This is a genomic window from Castellaniella sp. (assembly GCF_041675725.1).
Lineage (GTDB): Bacteria > Pseudomonadota > Gammaproteobacteria > Burkholderiales > Burkholderiaceae_B > Castellaniella.
This window is the reverse complement of record NZ_JBAYTI010000026.1, coordinates 1-21,796: the sequence shown is the minus strand read 5'-3', so window position 1 is coordinate 21,796 and position 21,796 is coordinate 1. Positions and strand designations below refer to the sequence as shown.

The 21,796-nt window shown below is 64.0% G+C and carries 25 protein-coding genes; 17 read left to right on the top strand and 8 right to left on the bottom strand.

Annotation, left to right across the window (positions count from 1 at the left end; translation table 11 throughout):
• Positions 1-21 precede the first annotated feature (21 nt).
• From WCZ84_RS07180 to hisI, 13 genes are all read left to right on the top strand, one after another.
• Positions 22-1,305, top strand: a complete 1,284-nt coding sequence (locus WCZ84_RS07180; RefSeq protein ID WP_372685581.1) for an ABC transporter substrate-binding protein — start codon at positions 22-24, stop codon at positions 1,303-1,305.
• Between the two features lie 81 nt (positions 1,306-1,386).
• Complete coding sequence (locus WCZ84_RS07175) at positions 1,387-2,286, top strand: branched-chain amino acid ABC transporter permease (protein ID WP_372685580.1); 900 nt, start codon at positions 1,387-1,389, stop codon at positions 2,284-2,286.
• 3 nt (positions 2,287-2,289) lie between these two features.
• Positions 2,290-3,231: a branched-chain amino acid ABC transporter permease gene (locus tag WCZ84_RS07170; protein WP_372685579.1), complete on the top strand. Its 942-nt coding sequence runs from the start codon at positions 2,290-2,292 to the stop codon at positions 3,229-3,231.
• Positions 3,232-3,244: 13 nt separating this feature from the next.
• On the top strand, positions 3,245-4,003 hold the full coding sequence (locus tag WCZ84_RS07165; protein WP_372685578.1) for an ABC transporter ATP-binding protein: 759 nt from the start codon (positions 3,245-3,247) through the stop codon (positions 4,001-4,003).
• A 7-nt stretch (positions 4,004-4,010) separates the two neighbouring features.
• Positions 4,011-4,703: an ABC transporter ATP-binding protein gene (locus WCZ84_RS07160; protein WP_372685577.1), complete on the top strand. Its 693-nt coding sequence runs from the start codon at positions 4,011-4,013 to the stop codon at positions 4,701-4,703.
• Positions 4,704-4,883: 180 nt separating this feature from the next.
• Positions 4,884-5,855, top strand: a complete 972-nt coding sequence (locus tag WCZ84_RS07155; protein WP_372685576.1) for an NAD(P)H-dependent flavin oxidoreductase — start codon at positions 4,884-4,886, stop codon at positions 5,853-5,855.
• Positions 5,856-5,979: 124 nt separating this feature from the next.
• On the top strand, positions 5,980-6,672 hold the full coding sequence (locus tag WCZ84_RS07150) for an NYN domain-containing protein (RefSeq protein ID WP_372685575.1): 693 nt from the start codon (positions 5,980-5,982) through the stop codon (positions 6,670-6,672).
• 30 nt (positions 6,673-6,702) lie between these two features.
• A complete protein-coding gene (hisD, locus tag WCZ84_RS07145) occupies positions 6,703-8,010 on the top strand; it encodes a histidinol dehydrogenase (RefSeq protein ID WP_372685574.1) in 1,308 nt (435 codons plus the stop codon).
• A 55-nt stretch (positions 8,011-8,065) separates the two neighbouring features.
• Positions 8,066-8,659: an imidazoleglycerol-phosphate dehydratase HisB gene (gene hisB / locus WCZ84_RS07140; protein ID WP_372685573.1), complete on the top strand. Its 594-nt coding sequence runs from the start codon at positions 8,066-8,068 to the stop codon at positions 8,657-8,659.
• A 6-nt stretch (positions 8,660-8,665) separates the two neighbouring features.
• On the top strand, positions 8,666-9,325 hold the full coding sequence (gene hisH, locus WCZ84_RS07135) for an imidazole glycerol phosphate synthase subunit HisH (RefSeq protein ID WP_372685572.1): 660 nt from the start codon (positions 8,666-8,668) through the stop codon (positions 9,323-9,325).
• Between the two features lie 42 nt (positions 9,326-9,367).
• On the top strand, positions 9,368-10,120 hold the full coding sequence (gene hisA / locus WCZ84_RS07130; RefSeq protein ID WP_372685571.1) for a 1-(5-phosphoribosyl)-5-[(5-phosphoribosylamino)methylideneamino]imidazole-4-carboxamide isomerase: 753 nt from the start codon (positions 9,368-9,370) through the stop codon (positions 10,118-10,120).
• Positions 10,117-10,941: an imidazole glycerol phosphate synthase subunit HisF gene (gene hisF, locus WCZ84_RS07125; protein WP_372685570.1), complete on the top strand. Its 825-nt coding sequence runs from the start codon at positions 10,117-10,119 to the stop codon at positions 10,939-10,941. Before hisA ends, hisF begins: the two co-directional genes overlap by 4 nt.
• A complete protein-coding gene (gene hisI, locus WCZ84_RS07120) occupies positions 10,938-11,768 on the top strand; it encodes a phosphoribosyl-AMP cyclohydrolase (protein ID WP_372685569.1) in 831 nt (276 codons plus the stop codon). Before hisF ends, hisI begins: the two co-directional genes overlap by 4 nt.
• 20 nt (positions 11,769-11,788) lie before the next feature.
• On the opposite strand, the gene WCZ84_RS07115 is transcribed toward hisI, so the two are convergent.
• From WCZ84_RS07115 to WCZ84_RS07085, 7 genes are all read right to left on the bottom strand, one after another.
• Complete coding sequence (locus WCZ84_RS07115; protein ID WP_372685568.1) at positions 11,789-12,967, bottom strand: NAD(P)/FAD-dependent oxidoreductase; 1,179 nt, start codon at positions 12,965-12,967, stop codon at positions 11,789-11,791.
• A gap of 34 nt (positions 12,968-13,001) precedes the next feature.
• On the bottom strand, positions 13,002-13,724 hold the full coding sequence (locus tag WCZ84_RS07110) for an amino acid ABC transporter ATP-binding protein (RefSeq protein WP_372685602.1): 723 nt from the start codon (positions 13,722-13,724) through the stop codon (positions 13,002-13,004).
• 53 nt (positions 13,725-13,777) lie between these two features.
• Positions 13,778-14,587, bottom strand: a complete 810-nt coding sequence (locus WCZ84_RS07105) for an amino acid ABC transporter permease (RefSeq protein WP_372685567.1) — start codon at positions 14,585-14,587, stop codon at positions 13,778-13,780.
• Positions 14,584-15,228: an amino acid ABC transporter permease gene (locus tag WCZ84_RS07100; RefSeq protein ID WP_372685566.1), complete on the bottom strand. Its 645-nt coding sequence runs from the start codon at positions 15,226-15,228 to the stop codon at positions 14,584-14,586. The genes WCZ84_RS07105 and WCZ84_RS07100 overlap by 4 nt, the downstream gene beginning before the upstream one ends.
• Positions 15,229-15,361: 133 nt before the next feature.
• Entirely contained in the window at positions 15,362-16,240 is an 879-nt protein-coding gene (locus WCZ84_RS07095) for a transporter substrate-binding domain-containing protein (RefSeq protein WP_372685565.1), read from the bottom strand.
• Between the two features lie 64 nt (positions 16,241-16,304).
• Complete coding sequence (locus WCZ84_RS07090) at positions 16,305-17,000, bottom strand: GntR family transcriptional regulator (RefSeq protein WP_372685564.1); 696 nt, start codon at positions 16,998-17,000, stop codon at positions 16,305-16,307.
• Positions 16,997-18,370: an NAD(P)/FAD-dependent oxidoreductase gene (locus WCZ84_RS07085; RefSeq protein ID WP_372685563.1), complete on the bottom strand. Its 1,374-nt coding sequence runs from the start codon at positions 18,368-18,370 to the stop codon at positions 16,997-16,999. Before WCZ84_RS07085 ends, WCZ84_RS07090 begins: the two co-directional genes overlap by 4 nt.
• Before the next feature lie 200 nt (positions 18,371-18,570).
• Between WCZ84_RS07085 and WCZ84_RS07080 the strand changes: the two genes are divergently transcribed.
• From WCZ84_RS07080 to tatC, 4 genes are all read left to right on the top strand, one after another.
• Complete coding sequence (locus WCZ84_RS07080; RefSeq protein ID WP_372685562.1) at positions 18,571-18,939, top strand: histidine triad nucleotide-binding protein; 369 nt, start codon at positions 18,571-18,573, stop codon at positions 18,937-18,939.
• A gap of 9 nt (positions 18,940-18,948) precedes the next feature.
• Positions 18,949-19,176, top strand: coding sequence for a Sec-independent protein translocase subunit TatA (tatA, locus tag WCZ84_RS07075; protein ID WP_372685561.1), 228 nt, complete (start codon positions 18,949-18,951; stop codon positions 19,174-19,176).
• 92 nt (positions 19,177-19,268) lie between these two features.
• Entirely contained in the window at positions 19,269-19,844 is a 576-nt protein-coding gene (tatB, locus tag WCZ84_RS07070; protein ID WP_372685560.1) for a Sec-independent protein translocase protein TatB, read from the top strand.
• Complete coding sequence (gene tatC / locus WCZ84_RS07065; protein WP_372685559.1) at positions 19,841-20,632, top strand: twin-arginine translocase subunit TatC; 792 nt, start codon at positions 19,841-19,843, stop codon at positions 20,630-20,632. The genes tatB and tatC overlap by 4 nt, the downstream gene beginning before the upstream one ends.
• On the opposite strand, the gene WCZ84_RS07060 is transcribed toward tatC, so the two are convergent.
• The coding region (locus tag WCZ84_RS07060) for an MFS transporter (protein WP_372685558.1) at positions 20,601-21,796 on the bottom strand (1,196 nt) is incomplete at its 5' end. The genes tatC and WCZ84_RS07060 overlap by 32 nt on opposite strands.

Sequence of the window (21,796 nt, the reverse complement as noted above, 5' to 3'; positions counted from 1 at the left end):
ATGGCCCTTTCGGAGACAACGATGACACACTTTGCACTCAAGGCCGCCGTGGCGGCGCTGGCTCTTCCCCTGACGCTGGGGCTGGGTTCGGCCCAGGCCAATGAACCCCTGCGCGTGGGGGTCACCACGTTCCTGTCCGGGCCCGGGGCCGTGTTCGGCGTGCCGGCCAAAGACGCGGCCGACCTGCTGGTCGCGGAAATCAACGCCAAGGGCGGGATCAAGGGTGCGCCCGTCGAACTCATCTACCTGGACGAGGCCAAGGGCATCGACGACGTGGTCGCCCAATACAAGCAGCTGGCCACCGCCGGCAAGGTCGACCTGATGATCGCCGGTCTGTCCAGCTCCACGTGCCTGGCGCTGGCCCCGGTGATCGAAGACTTCGAAATGCCGGCCATTCTCTGGGATTGCGGCACGCACCGCATTTTCGAAGAAAACGATTTCGACTACATCTACCGCACGGGCGACTTAACACCGCCCAACAACGTCTCCATCGCCCTGTACACGCTCAAGCACAACCCCGAGATCAAAACCATCGCCGGCATCAACCCCGATTACGCGTTCGGGCGCGACAACTGGGAATCCTTCCGGACCGCGATGCAGGCGCTCGACCCCGACATCAAGGTGGTGGCCGAGCTCTTCCCGAAACTGGGCGCTTCAGACTATTCCAGCGAAATCTCGCGGCTCTCGGCCCTGCGCCCCGACGTGGTCTTCACCACCCTCTGGGGCGGCGACATGAACACCTTCATCAAGCAGGCGTCATCGCGTTCGCTGTTCAACAACAGCACGCTGGTGTCGTCCAACGGCGAATCCGCCCTGCAAGAGCTGGGGGATGCCTTCCCCGAAGGCGCGATCATCGGTGCGCGCGGCGACAGCTGGTTCCTGGGGCCGCGCACGGCCCACAACCCCGAGCACACGAAGTTCGTGGAAGACTTCAAGGCAAAGACGGGCCACTATCCCATCTTCCCGGCCTATCACATGGCCCAGTCGGTCACGGCGCTGCAGCAGGCGCTCGAAAAAGGCTGGGATGGCACGCCCGAGAACCTCACGAAGGGCTTTCTGGCGGGCATGGATGGCCTGGCCCTGGACAACTTCACCGGCCAGCTGACGATACGGCCCGATCACCAGGCGATCGAAGACCAGATCATCGGCGTCACGGTCAAATCGCCCGACTACAGCTTCCCCATCCTCAAGCAGATGACGTACATCCCGGCTGAACTCATCACGCCCCCGGTGGGCACCACCACGGCCGAATGGGCCAAGACGCTGTCGCCCAAGCTGCTCGACCAGGTCACCATCGCCCAGTAAGCCGCCGCAGATTCTCGGGCACCGCGCCAGGTGCCCGGGAAGGCGGGCACTTGCGGGTTCCATCCAGTCCGGGGAAAGGCCGTGAATCAGATCGTCTTGTTGTCGCTGCTGGACGGGGTCGCCATGTCGTCGGTGCTGTTTCTGCTGGCGGTCGGCCTGAGCCTGATTTTCGGCGTCATGCGCATCCTGAACATCGCCCACGGCGGGTTCTATGCCATCGGCGCCTACGGCGCCTCGCTGCTGGGGCAATACCTGATCGGCGCATCGGGCAGCTGGCTGAACTTCATCGTGCTGCTGCTGGTGGCCGTGGTGGCCGGCATCGTCCTGGGGTTCGCCGTCGAGAAGCTGGTGCTCGCCAAAATGTATGACAAGGAACACGTGCTGCAGATCCTCAGCACGTTCGCGGTCTTCATGATCCTCGAAGACGGCCAGAAGCTGCTGTTCGGCGTACGGCCGTATTTCTATGACGCGCCGCTGGTGCTGCTGGGCACCATCGACGTGGCGGGCATCTTCTACACCCGCTACCAGCTGGTTTTCCTGCCGATCGTGGCACTGCTGGTGCTGGCCAGCCTGATGATATTCTTCAGGCGCACGCAAACGGGGAAAATCATCGAGGCGGTTATCGAAGACACCGAGATCTCTTCCACGCTGGGCATCAACACCAAGAAGATCTATACCTATACCTTCATCCTGGGCACGTTCCTGGCGTGCCTGGCCGGCGCCCTGGCGTCCCCGTCGACCTCGATCGTGCCGGGCATCGGGGCCGAGGTGATCGTGCTGTCGTTCGCGATCGTGGCCACGGCGGGCCTGGGCAATTTCTTCGGCACGGCGCTGACGTCGCTGATCATCGGGCTGGCCTATTCGATCAGCGTCTATACGTACAGCGAATTCACCAACGTCATTCCTTACCTGGTCATGGCGCTGATCCTGATCGTCAAGCCCTATGGCCTGTTCGGCAAAAAAGAACTGGCGCGGTTGTAAATCATGAAGCTGAATTCCGAAACGTTCGTGCTGCTGCTGGTGATTGCCGTGCTGGCCCTGGTGCCGCTGGCCGACATTTCGCTGCGCGCCATCCTGCTGCTGGCGATCAGCCTGGCGTTCCCGGCGCTGGGCCTGGGGCTGCTGCTGCGCTCGGGCCAGGTGTCCTTCGGCCACGCCCTGTATTACGCCGTGGGCGCCTACACCGTGGCGGTCGCGCAAAAGCTGCACGTCACAGACGTCTTTCTCACCCTGGCGCTGGCGCTCGCGGCCAGCATGGTGCTGGGCCTGATCCTGGGCGCGATCCTGTCGCGGTACCGCGGGATTTTCTACGGCATGCTGAACCTGGCCTTTTCCATGGTGGGCTTCACCCTGCTGCTCAAGCTCTACGACATCACCGGCGGCAGCGACGGCATGGGGATCCTGCGGCCCACGTTCCTGGGCCACAAATTCAGCAACCCGCAGACCGCCTGGGCCATCTACTACCTGGCGGTGGCCGTGCTGGTGGCCGGCATCCTGTTTCTCGAACAATACATGCGCTCGGCGCCGGGCTCGGCGCTGGGCGCGATCCGCACCAACGAAACCCGCCTCGAGTACCTGGGCCGTTCGGCGCGCCAGGTGTTCCTGGCCGGGCACGTGATCTCGGCCGGGTTCGCCGGGGTGGGCGGCATGATCATCGCCTACAGCACCAGCCACGTCACCCCCGAGCTGGCCTACTGGACGCTGTCGGCCGAATTCCTGATCGTGGCCATCTTCGGCGGGGCCGGCAGCTTCACGGCCATCACCATCGGCGCGCTTGCGTTCGTCCTGCTCAGGAACCTCATCAGCAGCTACGTGGTCGATGCCTGGCAGCTGATCCTGGGCATCATCCTGCTGGGCATCATCATGTACATGCCCGATGGGCTATGGACACTGTTTCGCAAGAAGCCGGACGCCAAGGCCCCCTGACTCCGATGCCGCCATGACCCACACCCCCGACACGACCGCCCCCATCCTGCTCGAAGCGTCCCACATCTCGGTGCGCTTCGGCGGGGTGACCGCCGCCGACGACATCAACCTGCAGGTGCGCCAAAGCGAAGTGCTGGGCGTGATCGGGTCGAACGGCTCGGGCAAGAGCACATTTCTGAACCTGTGTACCGGGTACATTCGCGCCGCCGCCGGCGAGATCCGTTTCCAGGGCCGGCCCATCACGCATCTGTCGCCGCGCGAGATCACGCGCCTGGGCATCGCCCGCGCGTTCCAGCACCCCCAGCTGTTCCTCGACAAAACCGTGCTGCAGAGCATTGTGCTCGGTGTGGCCTGCCGCAACCGGTTCTGGAGCCTGGGCACGGTGTTCCAGCCCGGCTACCGGGCCAAGGCCGATGCCATCGTGCGCACCTTCGGCCTGGGCGACTACGCCGACACGCTCAACAGCGCGCTGCCCGAGGGCGTGAAGAAACTATCCGACATCGCCATCGCGATGGCCCTGGAGCCCAGCCTGCTGCTGCTCGACGAGCCCACGAGCAGCGTGAGCTCGGCCAACAAATTCATCATCATGGACACCTTGATGCCGATCCTGCGCAACAGCGGGGTCACCACCATCATCGTCGAACACGACATGGAGATCGTCGAAAGATACATGGATCGGGTGGTGGCCTGGGACAGCGGGCAGATCATTGCCGAGGGTTCGTTCAGCGACATCATGCGCAACGAGGACGTACGCCAGAGGGTGACAGGATAAGACCACCATGACCCGTTTATCGTTCGAGGCCGTCGACGTCTCCATCCACACGACCCAGATCCTGCGCAACATCCACCTGACGCTGGAGGCCGGGGAAACCGTGGCCCTGATCGGCCGAAACGGCGCGGGCAAGACCACGCTGCTGCGCACCATCATGGGGCTGACGCAGATCACGGCCGGCCAGGTCACGTTCGATGGCCAGCCCCTGAACCGGCTGCCGGTGCACGCGCGGGCGGCGCTGGGCATCGGCTATGTCCCCGAAGACCGCCGCCTGATCGGCAAGTTCACGGTCATGGACAACGTTCGCCTGGGCGCCTGGGCCACCCAGATGCCGCCGGCCGAGTTCGAACAGACGTTCCAGCGCATCTGCCAATCGCTGCCCGACATCCCCAACCTCGCGCAGCGCATTGCCGGCGAGCTCTCGGGCGGCCAGCAGAAAATGGCGGCCCTGGCGCGCGCGCTGGTCTGCGGCACCCGCCTGCTGCTACTCGACGAGCCCTTCCAGGGCCTGGCGCCGGCGGTGGCCAAGCGCTATGCCGAAAGCCTGACCGGCCTGCGCGCACAGTACCCCGATCTGACCATCCTGATCGCCGAATCCAACCCCAGCCTGCTGGTCGACATGGCCGACCGCGCCTATCTGATCGAACGCGGCGAGGTCCAGCTTTCTCAGGCGCTTTCCCAGGACAGCCACCATGCCTAAGGGCTATCTCATCGCCACCGTTCAGATCACCGACGAGGCGCAATATTCGTGATCGCCACGGGCGCCTGACGGCCAGCGCACGACGACGGGCGCCCGGCCACGGCGCGCCGGCCCCCAAGCACGGCCACGGGCGTATGATGAATGGACGCTGTTTCTGGATCTTTTCTGATGGGGGCCGTCATGCCGACGCTGGACACCAAGTTAACCCGATTGCTCAATCTGCAGTATCCGATTCTTTCCGCACCCATGGCGTTCGCCGCCGGGGGCCGGCTGGCGGCCGCGGTCAGCCGCAAGGGCGGCCTGGGGATCATCGGCGGCGGCTATGGCGACCCGGCCTGGCTCGAAGCGCAGTTCGCCGCGGCCGAAGGCACGCCGGTGGGCGTGGGCTTCATCACGTGGTCGCTGCGCAAGTCGCCCTCGATGCTGACCGACGTGCTCAAGCACAAGCCGGTGGCCGTGATGCTGTCGTTCGGCGACCCGCGGCCCTTCGTGGATGAAATCCGGGCGGCCGGGGCCAAGCTGATCTGTCAGTGCCAGAGCATGGGACACATCATGGATGCCGTAGACGTCGGCGCCGACGTAGTCGTCGCACAAGGCAGCGAAGCCGGCGGCCATGGGGCGGTGCGCGGCACGCTGACCCTGGTGCCCGAGGCCGCCGACTACATCCAGAAAATGGCCGCCCCCAGCGTGCTGGTGGCGGCAGGCGGCATCGCCGACGGCCGCGGCTTGGCGGCGGCGCTGATGCTGGGGGCCGAGGGCGTGCTGATGGGCACGCGCTTCTGGGCGTCGGCCGAATCGCTGGTGCACGAAACCCACCGGGCGGCCCTGCTCGAGTCCGATGGCGACGGCACGATCCGCACGCAGGTGGCCGACATCGCCCGCCAGCTCGCCTGGCCGATCGAATTCACGGCGCGCATCAGGCACAACGCCTTCACGCGCCGCTGGCACGGCCACGAAGACGCGCTGCGCAAAGAGGCCGGCACGGTGGGGCCCATCTACCGCAAGGGGTTTGCCGAGGGCGATACCGAACAGACCGGGGTGTTCTTCGGCGAGGCAGCCGGCCTGATCCATTCGATCGAATCGGTGGACACGATCATCGATCAGGTCATGGAACAGGCTGTCCGCCGCCTTGAGCACCGAGCGGTACAGTAATATCAGATGTTGACGCGCGGAAGCCGACATCCTATGATAAGCACCATCCAGCCCCTAGCAGTAAGCACCACACCCATAGGGTGGTCGCCGAGCCTTGGGGCTTTCTTTCGCCTATTGGATATTGATGTTTGCAGCCGTTCTGATTGACGGAGCCTACTTTGTCAAGCGCTTCAGGGCCATTGAGCCGCACAACCGCGATAATGGCAAAAGAGCGGCCGAATTGGCGTTCAGATTTGCGTGCGCGCATTTGGTAGAGAAAGATCATTCTCGCAAGTTTGACCTCTACCGAATATTTTTCTACGACTGCCCACCGGTAGCAAAGAAAATGCACACTCCGTTTGCCAAGCAGGCCGTAGACTTTTCGAAATCTGTTGAAGCTATTTTCAGAGCTGACCTTCATAAAACATTGCGTATGAAGCGTAAGGTTGCACTGCGAATGGGAACATTGGCACATGCCGATTGGAGTTTCAAAGCTTCTGTAGCCAGCGACTTGCTGAAAGGCAAGCGGAAATTCGATACCTTAACTGACGCCGATGTAGCATTAGATCTACGCCAAAAAGGAGTTGACATGCGAATTGGTCTCGATATCGCTTCGCTGGCGTTCAAACGGCAAGTTAGCAAGATCATTCTGATGGCGGGCGATGCTGATTTCGTGCCGGCTGCAAAGCTAGCGCGCCGAGAAGGTATAGATTTTGTGCTGGATCCCATGTGGCAGCGCATCTCTCACGAACTCAATGAACATATTGACGGCCTGCGATCGGTGTGTCCAAGACCCGTCCAGCATTCCCGCCCAGAAATAGGTCAGAATCTGGGATAATCATGGTCTGATCCTGTCATTGCCTTCGCCATGTCCCTGATTCACCGCCTGGATGCCCAGGCCCCCGGGTTCGACGCCACCCTGGCGCGGCTGCTCGATCGCGAGGCCGCGCAAGACGAAGCCATCGAGACCGCGGTACGCACCATTTTGCAGCAGGTCCGCAGCCGCGGCGATGCCGCGGTACTGGAATACACGCAGCGCTTCGATCACGTCAAGGCCGCCACGGTGGCCGAGCTCGAAATCCCCCTGGCCGACTGCCGGGCCGCCCTGCAGGCCCTGCCGCCCGCACAGCGCGCCGCGCTGCAGGCCGCGGCCGACCGCATCCGCAGCTATCACGAACGCCAGGTGGCCCATACCTGGACGTACACCGAGGCCGACGGCACGATGCTGGGCCAGCAGGTCACGCCGCTCGACCGGGTCGGCCTGTATGTGCCCGGGGGCAAGGCCGCGTACCCGTCGTCGGTGCTGATGAACGCCATCCCGGCCAAGGTGGCCGGGGTGCCCGAGCTCATCATGGTTACGCCCACCCCGGGGGGCGAACGCAACGCGCTAGTGCTGGCCGCCGCCGCCGTGGGCGGGGCCGATCGCCTTTTTGCCCTGGGCGGCGCCCAGGCCGTGGCGGCGCTGGCCTATGGCACCGCCACCGTGCCCGCGGTCGACAAAATCACCGGCCCGGGCAATGCCTATGTGGCCGAGGCCAAGCGGCGGGTGTTCGGCACCGTGGGCATCGACATGATCGCCGGGCCGTCCGAAATCCTCATCGTGGCCGACGGCAGCACGCGGCCCGAATGGCTGGCCATGGACCTCTTCTCGCAGGCCGAGCACGACGAGCTCGCCCAGGCCATCCTGCTGTGCCCCGATGCCGCCTACCTGGACGCCGTTCATGCGGCCATCGCGCGCCTGCTGCCCGAACAGCCACGGCTGGACATTCTGCGCCAGAGCCTGGCCGGGCGCGGGGCCCTGATCCAGGTGCGCGACCTCGCCCACGCCTGCGAGCTGGTCAACCGCATCGCACCCGAGCACCTCGAGCTCTCGGTGCGCGATCCCCAGGCGCTGCTGCCGCAGATCCGCCACGCGGGGGCGATTTTCCTGGGCGCGTACAGTTCCGAGGCGCTGGGCGATTACTGCGCAGGGCCCAACCACGTGCTGCCCACGTCGCGCACGGCGCGGTTCTCCTCGCCGCTGGGCGTGTACGATTTCCAAAAACGCAGCAGCCTGATCCAGGTCTCGTCCGCCGGGGCGCAGACGCTGGGGCAGATCGCCGACACGCTGGCGCGCGGCGAAGGCCTGCCCGCGCATGCGGCCAGTGCGCGGCTGCGCCTGCACACGCCGTCCTGACCCCCATGGTGGGCACCCATCACCCGCCGCCTTTTCACGGAGCCCTGACCCCCTCATGAGCCCTCGTACTGCCAGTGTAGAACGCAATACCAACGAAACCCGCATCCGCGTGAACCTGAATCTGGATGGCACCGGCCAGCGCACGCTGGATACGGGCGTGCCGTTCCTGGACCACATGCTCGACCAGATCGCGCGCCACGGCCTCATCGACCTCGACATCCATTGCGACGGCGATACACACATCGACGACCATCACAGCGTCGAAGACGTGGGCATCACGCTGGGCCAGGCACTGGCCCAGGCGGTGGGCAACAAGGCGGGCCTGCGGCGCTACGGGCATGCCTACGTGCCGCTCGACGAATCCCTGTCGCGGGTGGTGATCGACCTGTCCGGGCGCCCCGGGCTGTACTACCACGTGGACTACGCCCGCGCGCGCATCGGCCAGTTCGACGTCGATCTGGCGCGCGAATTCTTCCAGGGCTTCGTCAACCACGCGGCCGCCACGGTGCACATCGACAATCTGCGCGGCGAAAACGCGCACCACCAGTGCGAAACCATCTTCAAGGCGTTCGGTCGGGCTCTGCGCATGGCGCTCGAGGTCGACGCGCGCGCGGGCGGCGCCATCCCCTCCACCAAGGGGGCGCTGTAAGCCATCATGGGCCGCATCGCCATCGTGGATTACGGCATGGGCAATTTCCACTCGGTGGCGCGCGCACTGCGCGCGGTGGCGCCGGGTCAAACCATCCACATGGCCCGCCAGGCCGCCGACATCCGCGCAGCCGACCGCGTGGTGCTGCCGGGCCAGGGCGCCATGCCAGACTGCATGCAGACGCTGCGCGCCTCGGGCCTGCTCGAAGCGCTGCTGGATGCGGCCCGCAGCAAGCCGCTGCTGGGGGTGTGCGTGGGCGAGCAGATGCTGTTCGAGGCCAGCGAAGAAGGCCCGGTGGCGGGCCTGGGCCTGTTGCGCGGGCGCGTGGTGCGCTTTGGCGGGCCAGGGTTCGCCGGCCCCGGCGCCGGCCCGGGGGGCACGCCCCCCGCCGCGCTGAAGATCCCGCACATGGGCTGGAACGCGGTGCACCAGCTGCACCCCCACGCAATGTGGCGGGGCATCGCGCAGGATACGCCGTTCTACTTCGTACACAGCTATTTTGCCCAGCCGGCCGACCCCCGCGTGATCCAGGGATGCAGTCGATATGGCGGCCCGTTTTGTTGTGCGATTGCAGTCGACAATATTTTTGCCGTACAGTTTCATCCAGAAAAGAGTGCACGCCCCGGCTTGCGCCTGTACGATAACTTCATACGCTGGCAGCCCTGACGCGGGCCCGCCGCATCCATTTTCACTTTCATTATCAAAACCATGCTTCTCATTCCCGCCATAGACCTCAAAGACGGGCACTGCGTGCGGCTGCGCCAAGGTGATCTGGGCGACGCCACCGTGTTTTCCGACGATCCCGCCGCCATGGCCCTGCAGTGGCTGGACCAGGGCGCGCGGCGGCTGCATCTGGTCGACCTGAACGGCGCCGTGGCCGGCCGGCCACGCAACCGGGCCGCCATCGAGGCCATCGTGGACGCGCTCGACGACGACATCCCCATCCAGATCGGCGGCGGCATCCGCGACCTGGATACGGTCGAAGATTACCTGGACAGCGGCATTTCCTACGTGATCATCGGCACGGCGGCCGTGAAAGACCCAGGCTTCCTGAGCGACGCCTGCACGGCGTTCCCCGGCCACATCATCGTGGGCCTCGATGCCCGCGACGGCAAGGTGGCCACCGACGGCTGGTCCAAGCTCACGCGCCACGACGTACTGGATCTGGCCACCAAGCTCGAAGACCAGGGGGTCGAAGCCATCATCTACACCGATATCGGGCGCGACGGCATGCTCTCGGGCGTCAACATCGAGGCCACGGTGCGCCTCGCGCAGCAGGTGCGCATCCCCATTTTCGCCTCGGGCGGGGTGCACGGCATAGACGACATCCGCGCCCTGTGCGCCGCGGCCGGCGACGGCATCGAGGGCGCCATCCTGGGGCGCAGCCTGTACGAAGGCACGCTGGATTTCGCCCAGGCGCAGGCATTGGCCGATACGCTGTGCGGCGGGGGCCCGGCATGACGGCCGCCGTATCCGGGCCGGCCGATTCCACCCTGTGCTGCCGCATCATCCCCTGCCTGGACGTGAACGCCGGGCGCGTGGTCAAGGGGGTGAATTTCGTCAACCTGGCCGATGCCGGCGATCCGGTCGAGATCGCGCGCCGCTATGACGAACAGGGCGCCGACGAGCTCACTTTCCTGGACATCACCGCCAGCACCGAAGACCGCGACCTGATCCTGCCGGTAATCGAGGCCGTGGCCCGCCAGGTGTTCATTCCGCTCACGGTGGGCGGCGGCGTACGCCAGCTGGGCGACGTGCAGCGCCTGCTGGATGCCGGGGCCGACAAGGTCTCGGTCAACAGCGCCGCCGTGGCACGGCCCGCGCTCATCGAAGAGATCTCGCGCCATCATGGTGCGCAATGCCTGGTGGTGGCCATCGATGCGCGCCGGGTATCGGCGGCGGGCGAACCCGCGCGCTGGGAGGTCTTCACCCACGGCGGCCAGCGCGCCACGGGGCTGGACGCCGTGCAATGGGCGCAGCGCATGGCCGCGGCGGGCGCGGGCGAATTGCTGCTCACCAGCATGGATCGCGACGGCACCAAAGCCGGCTTCGATCTCGAACTGACCCGCGCCGTGGCCGATGCGGTGCCGGTGCCCGTCATCGCCTCGGGCGGTGTGGGCACGCTGCAGCACCTGGCCGACGGCATCCTGAAAGGGCACGCCAGCGCGGTGCTGGCGGCCAGCATCTTCCACTTCGGCCAGCACACCGTGGGCGAGGCCAAGGCCTACCTGGCTGCGCAAGGCATCCGCGTGCGCGAGACCCGCGCCCCGGGGGCGGCATGAGCGCACCCGATTCCCGCCCACCCGCCTGGCTGGCCGACCTGCGCTTCGATGCGCAGGGGCTGATCCCGGCCATCGCCCAGGACGCGGCCAGCGGCCAGGTGCTGATGGTGGCCTGGATGGACGCCGCCGCCGTCCAGGAAACCGTGCGCACCGGCCAGGCGGTGTACTATTCGCGCTCGCGCCAGCGCCTGTGGCGCAAGGGCGAACGCTCGGGCCACGTGCAGCAGGTGCACGACATCCGCCTGGATTGCGATGGCGACGTACTGCTGCTGCAAGTGCACCAGGCGGGCGGCATGGCCTGCCACACGGGCCGGGCGCGCTGCTTCTACCGGCAGCTGCAGGCGGCGGGCGGCGCGGCTCTGCCGGCGGGCGACGGCGCCACGCCCAACGCCACGGGCGTGCACTGGGCCAGCACCGATCCCGTACTGAAAGATCCCGCCGAGATCTACGGGGCGGCGCCGGCGCACCAGCCAGCGAACCAACCGGCCCCCCAAGGCACCGACGCCACGCTGGCGCGTCTGGCCGATACGCTGGCCAGCCGCCACCCGGCGCGCGGCGGCGATCCAGCCACGTCCTACACCGCGCGGCTGCTGGCCAAGGGCCCGGATGCCTACCTAAAGAAGATCGGCGAAGAGGCCACCGAACTGGTGATGGCGGTCAAGGACGGCCAGCCCGAGCGCGTCGTGGCCGAAACCGCCGATCTCTGGTTCCACTGCCTGGTGGCGCTCAGCGCCCAGGGCCTGCGCCCCGAAGACGTGCTCGCCGAGCTCGCCCGGCGCGAAGGGCTGTCAGGGCTGGCGGAAAAGGCCGCGCGGCCGAAGGGCTGATCGCAATCCCTGGCCGGGGCTCACAGGATCCCCAGCTCGGGGTAGGGTGCCGAACGCTCTACCCGTTCGTATCCCAGGCGCGACAGGTCCAGGGTGCGGTACTCGCCGTACGTGATCAATTCTGCCACTGCCATCGCCGCAGCCGGCGCGTGCATCATGCCGTGCCCGGAAAACCCGGCGACCGTATACAAATCCGGCAGGCGCGTGTTCCAGGCGCCAATGACGGGGTTCCCGTCCAGCTCGTTGACCTCGTACAGCCCGGCCCAGGTTCTGTGGCACCGGGTGGCCTCGAACGCAGGAAACCGATGGGCCAGCGCCGGCCATACGGTTCTCTCGAAGTAACCGTGGTCGACATCGAAGTTGAATCCGCGCGTTTCGCTGCCGTCGACCAGGCCGCCCGAGTAACCCGGCCCTTCGGACCGGAACGCCAGGCGGGCCAGATCCTTGACATAAGGTAAAGGGCCGATGGCGCTGCCCGCGGTGAAGTAATGTTCGAAACGGCGCATCGGACTGATGGGCAGGTGCATCCCGAACAGCCGGGCGACCTCGCCCGACCACGCCCCCGTCGCATTCACATACGCGTCAGCCCGAATCCGGGTGCCATCCTGCAACTGGATCGAACGGATCCTCGATGCGCCCACGTCCGCACCCACGACCTTGCTGCCCAGGTACACCGCGCCCAGCGCTTCGGCCTTGTGCCGGAACCCCCACAACAGGCCGTTGGGGTCGCACCAGCCGTCGTGCGGGCTGTGGGCGCCCAATGCCAGGTCATCCACATGCATGGCCGGGAACGTCTCCTTGAGCGCTTTCTGGTCCAGCAGATCGACCACCGCCCCCCTGGCCACCTGATGCTGTACGTTGCGCTCGAGCTGATCGGCCACCTCTGCGGGCACGATGAACAAGTACCCCCCTTCGACCCAGTCTACGTGGGCCTCATGGTGCGCCGTGCGCATTCGGTCCGGGAACGTCTTGATGAAATCGATGCTGTACAGGGACATATCGATATTTTCCGGCGCAGTGAACTGGACCCGGCACCCCCCCGAAGACAGCGTCGATGAAGCATATTCGTACGTCGGATCGGGCTCGACCACGGTCACCACGCTGGCCGGATTCAGATGCTTGATGAAATAGGCCGTCGCGCTGCCGACCACCCCCCCGCCCATCACCACGATGTCTGCCGCTATGGAATTTGCCGTCATGTCTGATCTATGCCCCTTTCCTGAAAATCACATGTCATAGGATACGGCTCAAGAACGCTCGAGCCCGGTCTGTTTCAGGCTGGTTGAAAAAGTCGGACGGACTGCGGTCCTCGACGATTTCGCCCTCGTCCATGAACAGAACCCTGTCTGCCACCTTTCTTGCGAACCCCATTTCGTGGGTGACGACCAGCATGGTCATGCCTTCTTCCGCCAGCTTCGTCATGACTTCCAGCACTTCGCCGACCATTTCGGGATCCAGCGCGGATGTGGGCTCATCAAACAAAATGACTTCCGGACGCATGGCCAGCGCCCGGGCAATGGCGGCGCGTTGCTGCTGCCCCCCCGAGAGCTGGGCCGGATATTTGTCGGCCTGAGAGGCGATCCCCACGCTGTCGAGCAGCGCCAGCGCATGCTGGCGCGCTTGTTCCTTGGCGACCCCGCGCAGCTTGCGCGGCGCCAGGGTAATGTTTTCGATCACGGTCAGGTGCGAAAACAGGTTGAAGCTTTGGAACACCATGCCCACATTGGCGCGCAGCTCGCGCAGTGCCCTGCCTTCGCTGGGCAGCACGCGGCCATCGATCACGATGCTGCCCTGATCGATGCTTTCCAGCCGGTTGATGGTGCGGCACAGCGTCGATTTGCCCGAGCCGGAAGGCCCGCACACCACCACGACCTGGCCGCGGTCGATCGCCAGGTTGATGTTCTTGAGCACATGGAAATCGCCATACCATTTGTCGACCCCACGAAGCTCTACCATGATGTCGCTCATGTCGTCGTGCCCCATGCGCGGTACGCTGCAAGCATCGCTCATCAGCCCGCCGTATTGGTTTTTCTGTTGGCGATCCAGTTGCTTATGTGAGCCACCAGCAGGTTGATCGCCACGTACACGATGCCGATGACGATATAGGTCTGCAGTGGATTGCTCAGCTGGAGCGCTGCGTTTTGTGCCTTGGCCGTCAGTTCGTGAAACCCGACGATGAACCCAAGGGCGCTGTCCTTGATGATGATGATGAACTGGCTCACCAGCGCGGGGATCATCAGGCGCACCGCCTGCGGAACCAGGATGTATTTCAATGTCTGGAACTCGGAAAAGCCAAGCGCCAGCGAGGCCGACCGCTGCCCCGACGGCAGGGCGGCGATGCCTGCCCTGACGATCTCTGCGATGACTGCCGAGTTATACAGCACGAGCGCAATGACCACGACGGAATAGGCCGAAATGTTCAGGCGCAACACGAGCGGCACGCCCAGAAAAAGAAACAGCATGTTCAGCAGCACCGGAATGCCGCGAAACACCTGGACGTAAGCCGCGATGGCCAGCGACAGCAACCGGTGCCCAAGCGCGCGGCCGACGGCCAGCACGATCCCGAGCAGCAACGAAAACACCAGCGCCACCGAAGACGCGCTCAAGGTCTGCAACAGCCCTTCGCCCAGGAACTTCAGCAGCTTCACGTTCGTGACGAACGGCAGCCATTTCCCCGGTGCGAGCTGGCCGCGCGCATCGAGGCGCCAGACCACATAGGCGACGATCAGCAACAACACCGCCACCCAGACCGCCGTGGCCATTCTGATGAGGCGCAGGCCACGGGGGCCCGGGCTGTCGAACAAATGCGTGTGTTTCATCGGGTCAGCCGGATTTTCCTTTCGACCAGATCGCCCAGCAGACCGATCCCCAGGGACAACGCCAGGTAGATCGCCGCCGTCAGCATCATGATCTGGATGACGTAGCCGCTATTCTGATTCACCATCTCGACCATGACCCCGGTCGCCTCCAGAACGCCGAACGCGCTGGCGATGGACGTGTTCTTCAACAAGGCGATGTAGTTGCTGGTCATGGGCGGCACCACGGACCGCGCAGCCTGCGGCAGGATGAGGCTGGTGAGCAGCTGGTGCCACGACAGCCCCAGCGCACGGGCGGCCTCGACTTCGCCGATGGCCACGGACAGCACGCCCGCGCGCAGGGTTTCGGCCACGAAGGTTGCGGTGTACAGCGTGAGTGCCAGCCAGGCAAAAGGGAAAAACGGCAGGATCAGGCCGACTTGCGGCAGCCCGAAGACGACCAGGAAAAAAACGATGGTCAGGGGGGTGTTGCGGATGACATGGATATAGACCTGCACCGTCTTTTGCAGCGGCGACACCGGAAGGATGTAGCCGATCGTCAGCAGGGCGCCCAGCGCAGTCGAGCTGAGGATGGTCAGCAGCGTCAGCGACAGCGTCGTCAGGAACGCCGTACCCACCGTGAGTGTGATGGCTGAAAAGGTCACTGGTGCCCCCGGGCCTGGACGTCATCCGACCGGTGCCCGCCCGCGGGGCGAATGCCCGCCCGGCAGGGCGCGGCCATGCCGCGCCCCCGCCTGCAACACCCCCCGACCATTTGCGAGCCCGCAGGCATGCGGCTTACCGGCAGGTCCCGCCAGGGCCGGGCGGCGTGGGTACCGGACCGGACAGTACGGTTCCCAGTGTGTCCTGATACGCCTTGGCCCACGACCCATCGGCATAGATCTCATCCAGAGCCTGATTGATCCACTTGCAGAATACTTTGTCATCCGTCTTCTGGATACCCACCCCGTATTCTCCCGGCCGATACTGAATGCTCGTGATGACTTCGAGCTTGCCGTCATGTTGCGCCGCCAGGGCTGCGAGAATCGCGTTTTCGGTCGATGAGGCATCGACCTGCCCATTGATGATCGCCTCTGCGCATTTCGCGCTCGAGTCGAAATAGACGAGACTGTCGGCGAGATAGGCGTAGTGCTCTTTGATGTAGGGAACAATGGCGGCCCCCAGCGGAACACACAGCTTGTGCCCCTTGAGATCTTCCATTTTCGATATGTTGAGGGGATTGCCCTTGGGCACCATGATGGAGTTCGGCGTAATGTAGTACGGGCCGGCAAAATCGACCACCTTCTGGTTTTCCGGGTTGATCGTATACGCGGCCAGAATCATGTCGACCTTGGATTCCGACAAAAACGGCTCGCGTGTCGAGGTCGTGACCGGAACGAACTCGACCTTGTCGGCGGCGATCCCCAGCTTGCCGGCAATGAGCTTGGCGATTTCTATGTCGAATCCCGTATAGCCATCGAAGGACTGGAAACCCACCAGCGGATACTGGCTCTGGGTGCCGACCTTGATGGTGCCCGCCTTGGCCAGCTGGGCCATTTTGCTGCCTTCGGGGAAGGTTTCGGCATGCGCGGCGACCGCATACAGCGTGGTCGCCGCAAGAAATGCCGAGGAAAGAACCAGCGAAACAGCCGACGTCAGCTTTTTATATTTGGACATTGTGATACCTCCGGATAATACGTGTCTGAATTCCGTGAATACGTGCCTGAATTCCGTGCTTGTGTCAAAAACCGGAATGAACCGAATACAACTCTTGATTGCTGTTCAGCAAAGCCCTCCTGGTAGCATTGATGTGATCTTCCAGAATACGGACGGCCAGGCTCACGTCGCCCGCGGCACAGGCGTCCAGTATCTTGTGGTGATCCTTCTGCGGCTCGGTCTTGCCCGAGATCAGCGAAACGTACGTGCGCACGAAGCGGTCGTTCGAGAGTACGTTGTCTTCGATCAGCTTGAGCAAGCGCGGCCTGGCACAGGGCGCATACAAGGCCAGATGAAAGCGCAGGTTCAGGTCGCGCCAGGCACGCGGGCTGATGCTTTCATCGTACTCATCGATGATCGATTCGAGTTCTTTCAGGTCGTCTGCCGTATATTTTGGAACGGCCAGGCGCAAGGCGTAGGTTTCAAGCGCAATGCGGATATCAAACGACTCATACAGCTCGTCCAGGGTGGCGCTTGCCACGAATGCGCCCCGGTTTTTCTTGAACGTCACCAGGCCTTCGGCCTTGAGCTGATTCAGCGCCTCGCGGACAGGTATCCGGCTGACGCCGTACTGCCCCGCGATTTCGGACTGCAAAAGCTGGAGATTCGGCGGCAATATACCATCCAGGATTTTGTTCCGGAGATCATGCACGATGGTCCGGGTGCCGGACGCCAGGCCCGTAGAGGCCAGGCCGGTTCTTGCAGAATCGCTATCCGTCATAATTCCCCCTGGCCCTGCTTCTGTATCTCTGCCATCAGGGCTGGATCCTGGTAGCGCGCCAGGGACAAGTTGGCCTCGAGGCGCGAAACCTGTTTCCCGGCGACCCAGGATGCGCACAGCGATCCCGCCGCGCAGGCCCCCATGGTGCCATAGCCGGACAACGCGATCGCCATGAATGCGCCCTGCCCGTCCAGGGGCCCGATCAGCGGCAGGTTTTCGTCGTTCATCGTGTAATAGCCGCCATAATGGCTGAGCGGCGCAGGCAGCGCAGCCAGATAGTTTTTCAGGCCAGGATGCAGGCGGCTCGCGCCCCTGAGGACGAATTCAGGAAACTGGCCGTCCAGGGGCTCGCCGTCGTGGACATCCGATTTCTTCTTGTTGTACGCCCAGCCCAATTTGATCCGCGTGCCGGATCTTGGGCCGTCCGGACGACAATGGATATTGCCGGGCATGGGCTCCAGCCAGTGCCGCATCTCTGGATCATCCCGCAAAAGCGCTTTTTCTTCCTCGGTCCAGGCCAGGGTTTGGCCATCGATGTCGATGGAAAAGGGCATGTCGCGCGGGATGACCTGCAATACGTCGTCAAAGGCGATTTTTTGCTGATATACGTTGTAGATGGGGAGGTCCTGCCCCAGCATTTTTGCGATTTCATCGGCATACGGCCCGGCCGCGTTCACCACCGATTCGGCGGCCAGTGTCTGCACGGTGCCATCGGCCCCCAGGACGTCCAGGTGATATTTGCCGGAATGCGCGATGGCGACCACCTTGCCCTGGCGGACTTCGACGTTTCTTGATTTCAAGGCGGACAACATGAACTGGCCGAGATCGCGCGCGTTGATCGACCCCGCCCGGCGGATGTGAACCACCGACAGGATGTCGGGAGAGAATTCGGGGAATGCCTCATGAACCGGGCCGGCGCCGAGAATGACGTCGACCCCGCCGGGCGCCTCTGGCCAGGCGCAGGCCCGGTCAAACTGATAACCGGACAACCGGTGGTCGTGGACGCGGATGTCTTCCGATATGCCCGCATAAGTTTCACGCAGATTCTCGACCAGCGCAGCGGGGTCTGCCTGGCGCGTTGCCAGCGCATAGCCGCCGCGCGTCATGCCGATGATGCCCGGACTGGCCTGCTCGATCTGTTCCATCAGGGTGATGGACCGGCTGGTGAACGCCGTCATGATGGCATGGGGCCACCAGTCGCGGTAGTTCTCGCCGGATTGCGCCGACGTCAGGCTCATGGGCGGCAGCGGATCCAGCAGCACGATGTCTTCGAGCCCGTGCTCTGTCGCCAAGTAGTAGGCCACGGCAATACCGACGTTCCCTGCGCCGATGACTGCAACGTGGGTATCGTTTTTCGAAGGATGTGCCATAGTGCGTGAACACCTATTGTGTGGACGAGACGGATGAGGATGGCCAAAGCCCCCAAAGCAAATGTATACGATTTTGGATACGATCGGGGTACTGGGACATACCCTCGGGTCGCTGCACACACCCAACCCAGCCGACACAAAAATATGGCAAGATACGAGATTGAGCGGGTCACGGTACGGCCCGGCAACAGTGAGCCCTCATGAGTCAAGATTGTCTGTTCTGCAAGATCGCCCGGCACGAGATCCCAGCCAAAGTCGTCTACGAAGACGACGAATTCATCGCCTTTCACGACATCAACCCCATGGCGCCAGTACACATTTTGCTTATCCCCAAGCGCCATGTGGTCACCTTGGCCGACCTGACCGACGCCGATGCCGCCTGGACGGCACGCATGCTGCGGCTGGTGCCGCAGCTGGCGCGCGAAAACGGCAGCAGTCCCCTGCCCGAAGGGGGGTTTCGCCTGGTGGTCAACAACGGCACCGAAGGCGGGCAAGAAATCGATCACCTGCATTTTCATATCCTGGGCGGCGCCCGTCCCTGGTCCAAACGCGCGGCACCCGCTGCATAAGGAGTCTTCATGGGTAGTTTCAGCATCTGGCACTGGCTGATCGTTCTGGTCATCGTGGCCCTGATCTTCGGCACCAAAAAATTGCGCAACGTGGGCGAAGACCTGGGCGGCGCCGTCAAGGGCTTCAAGAAAGGCATGAAAGACGCCGAAGACGAAGCCCCCAAGCCGGCCGTCACGCAACAAGTCAGCGATGACCAGACCGTGGATGTACAGGCCCGCGAGAAATCGGACACTTGACCCACACTCTGCACGGCGCCTGGCTGGCCCACCCGTCCGGATCGGGCCAGTACGGCGCGCCGTCTACCTGATGCCCAGCCGCCCGCCTCACCATGTTTGATATCAGTTTCAGCGAGCTGATGCTGATCGGCGTGATCGCGCTGATCGTGATCGGCCCCGAACGCCTGCCCAAGGTGGCCCGTACGGTCGGCCATCTGCTGGGGCGTGCACAGCGCTATGTGAACGAGGTCAAGGCCGACATCCAAAAAGAGGTCGACCTGAAGGAAATCAGCGACATCAAAAACCAGATGCAGGATGCCGCGCAATCAGTGAAATCTTCCATGACGTCATCGGTCGAAGAACTCAAGGCCAGCGTCACCGAACCGACCCAGGCGCTGAAAGACAGCCTCGAGCAGGCCCGCAAGGCGCTGGACGTAAAAGCCACACTGACGCCGGACCCCGCAGATCCGGCGGCTGACCCCGCGGCAGCTGATTCGGCGGCTGATTCGGCGGCTGATCCGGCAGCTGACCCCGCGGCTGCCGAACCCGACGGGCCGGCAGCCCCCAGCACCGGAGCGGCCGCGCCCCCCACCGATGCGCCGAGCGCCGCCACGCCGCCCCCCGTCTTGCCGGCCGGGGCCGCGCCCGCTGCTCCAGTGCCCGCAGAACCTGTTGCCAAGCTCGAATGACCGACGCCTCTGATTCGTCCTCCGATACCTTCATATCGCACCTGATCGAGCTGCGTTCGCGGCTCATGCGGGCCGTTGCGGGCGTGCTGCTGATCTTCGTGGCGCTGTTCCTGTATCCGGGTCCGTCGGCCATCTATGACGTGCTCGCACAGCCGATGCTGGCCTCGTTGCCCCAGGGCACGCGCATGATCGCCACGGGGGTGATCACACCGTTCATGGTGCCCATCAAAGTCACGCTGCTGGCGGCCTTCGTGCTGGCCCTGCCCTATGTGCTGTACCAGGCCTGGGCCTTCGTGGCCCCTGGGCTGTACCGGCACGAACAACGCCTGGCGCTGCCCCTGATCGTTTCCAGCACGCTGCTGTTCCTGCTGGGCATGGCGTTCTGCTATTTCGTGGTGTTCCACACGGTCTTCAGCTTCATCGCCAATTTCGCGCCCGAGTCGATCACCCCGGCGCCGGATATCGAAGCCTACGTCAACTTCGTGCTGACGCTGTTCATCGCCTTTGGCGTCACCTTCGAAGTTCCGATCGCGGTCATCCTCCTGGTCAAGACCGGCATGGTGTCGGTCAAGAAGCTGCGCGAGGTGCGCGGCTACGTGATCGTGGGCGCCTTCGTGCTGGCGGCCATCGTCACGCCACCCGACGTCCTCAGCCAGATCCTGCTGGCGCTGCCCCTGTGCCTGCTCTATGAAATCGGCATCCTGGCGGGCAAGGTGATCGAAAAGCAGAAAGCCGAGACCGAGACGGATACCGACGCTACCGAAGCGGCGCGCGAGCTCCACGAATGAGCGGCCGGTGACTGCCAAGTAGAAACGCCAAGCCCAGCGCCACCAGCACCGCGGCGACAATAAACGTATCTGCGTAACTGCGTAGATAAGCATACGTAGCAGCGAACAGCGACGGACCCATCAACACCCCAGAAAACGTGAGGAACAATGCACCGCCTGTCGCCGTGCTGACTTGGCCAGAGGGCGCAAGACGAGCCACCTCGGCCAGAAAAACGCCGTTCCAGCCAATGGCTGTGGCCCCCATGACGATAAACGCCACCGATATCGCCCATACCTCCCACTGGGGATCGACTCGTGTGATGGCCAGGGTAGACAGCAGCATGCATATGCTCAACACCAGCAGGGTCGCGCGACTTGCATGCCAGCGGTCCGCCAGCCAGCCCCAGCCGATCCGGCCAATCGCACCCGCAAACTGTACGGCAGACAGCAGCAACCCGGCATCGATCAGCGAATAGCCGGCCTCTTTGACCAAAAAACTCACGGTAAAGGTCATGAGGCACAGCTGCACCCCGGCAAAACAAAGTGCCATCAACGACAAATAGCGCAAATCACGCTGCCGCCACACCAGACGAATACCGTCAAAGGCATGGGCCCAGCCCTGTTGCGACCGCTGTGTCGCAGCCGAGTTACGGTCGTCATCCCAATGAGGCCGCACGGGCTGCAAGAGCAAAAGCCCCAAGCTAGCCAGTACAAGAACACAGGCCAGCGCGATCCGCCAATCAAACGCGTGAGCGAGATAGGGCGCCACCAGGGCCGCCGCCATGCCGCCCAACGGCACACCCGTCTGTTTCAGCGAAAAAATCAGGTTGCGCCGACCGGCAGGCGTGAAACGTGCCAGCAAATGGGCTCCCGACGGGTTCGACACGCCATAGCCGAAGCCCAGGAAGAGTGCCGCCATAGCCAGCAAAAAGAGCTGAGGCACCATGGAGAGCACCATAGCGATACCTACCCACCCCAGTGCAACCTGAGTGGCCCTGCACGCACCCAGCCGCAACACCACCTGACCACCCACTGCAGAGCTAAGCATGGCACCGGCATAGACGATACTAACCTGGTAGCCAATCAATGACGCGTCGACGCGCAGCACCTCGCCCAATGTCGGCGCCAATACCGGCAAGGTCAGCGCTCCCATGGATACGACGGCTTGGGCCAGTAACGTCGCCG

Coding starts and splice junctions, on each gene's coding strand:
- WCZ84_RS07180 (WP_372685581.1), top strand. CDS start 22: ATGACACACTTTGCACTCAAGGCCGCCGTGGCGGCGCTGGCTCTTCCC.
- WCZ84_RS07170 (WP_372685579.1), top strand. CDS start 2,290: ATGAAGCTGAATTCCGAAACGTTCGTGCTGCTGCTGGTGATTGCCGTG.
- WCZ84_RS07165 (WP_372685578.1), top strand. CDS start 3,245: ATGACCCACACCCCCGACACGACCGCCCCCATCCTGCTCGAAGCGTCC.
- WCZ84_RS07160 (WP_372685577.1), top strand. CDS start 4,011: ATGACCCGTTTATCGTTCGAGGCCGTCGACGTCTCCATCCACACGACC.
- WCZ84_RS07155 (WP_372685576.1), top strand. CDS start 4,884: ATGCCGACGCTGGACACCAAGTTAACCCGATTGCTCAATCTGCAGTAT.
- WCZ84_RS07150 (WP_372685575.1), top strand. CDS start 5,980: ATGTTTGCAGCCGTTCTGATTGACGGAGCCTACTTTGTCAAGCGCTTC.
- hisD (WP_372685574.1), top strand. CDS start 6,703: ATGTCCCTGATTCACCGCCTGGATGCCCAGGCCCCCGGGTTCGACGCC.
- hisB (WP_372685573.1), top strand. CDS start 8,066: ATGAGCCCTCGTACTGCCAGTGTAGAACGCAATACCAACGAAACCCGC.
- hisH (WP_372685572.1), top strand. CDS start 8,666: ATGGGCCGCATCGCCATCGTGGATTACGGCATGGGCAATTTCCACTCG.
- hisA (WP_372685571.1), top strand. CDS start 9,368: ATGCTTCTCATTCCCGCCATAGACCTCAAAGACGGGCACTGCGTGCGG.
- hisF (WP_372685570.1), top strand. CDS start 10,117: ATGACGGCCGCCGTATCCGGGCCGGCCGATTCCACCCTGTGCTGCCGC.
- hisI (WP_372685569.1), top strand. CDS start 10,938: ATGAGCGCACCCGATTCCCGCCCACCCGCCTGGCTGGCCGACCTGCGC.
- WCZ84_RS07115 (WP_372685568.1), bottom strand. CDS start 12,967: ATGACGGCAAATTCCATAGCGGCAGACATCGTGGTGATGGGCGGGGGG.
- WCZ84_RS07110 (WP_372685602.1), bottom strand. CDS start 13,724: ATGGTAGAGCTTCGTGGGGTCGACAAATGGTATGGCGATTTCCATGTG.
- WCZ84_RS07105 (WP_372685567.1), bottom strand. CDS start 14,587: ATGAAACACACGCATTTGTTCGACAGCCCGGGCCCCCGTGGCCTGCGC.
- WCZ84_RS07095 (WP_372685565.1), bottom strand. CDS start 16,240: ATGTCCAAATATAAAAAGCTGACGTCGGCTGTTTCGCTGGTTCTTTCC.
- WCZ84_RS07090 (WP_372685564.1), bottom strand. CDS start 17,000: ATGACGGATAGCGATTCTGCAAGAACCGGCCTGGCCTCTACGGGCCTG.
- WCZ84_RS07085 (WP_372685563.1), bottom strand. CDS start 18,370: ATGGCACATCCTTCGAAAAACGATACCCACGTTGCAGTCATCGGCGCA.
- WCZ84_RS07080 (WP_372685562.1), top strand. CDS start 18,571: ATGAGTCAAGATTGTCTGTTCTGCAAGATCGCCCGGCACGAGATCCCA.
- tatA (WP_372685561.1), top strand. CDS start 18,949: ATGGGTAGTTTCAGCATCTGGCACTGGCTGATCGTTCTGGTCATCGTG.
- tatB (WP_372685560.1), top strand. CDS start 19,269: ATGTTTGATATCAGTTTCAGCGAGCTGATGCTGATCGGCGTGATCGCG.
- tatC (WP_372685559.1), top strand. CDS start 19,841: ATGACCGACGCCTCTGATTCGTCCTCCGATACCTTCATATCGCACCTG.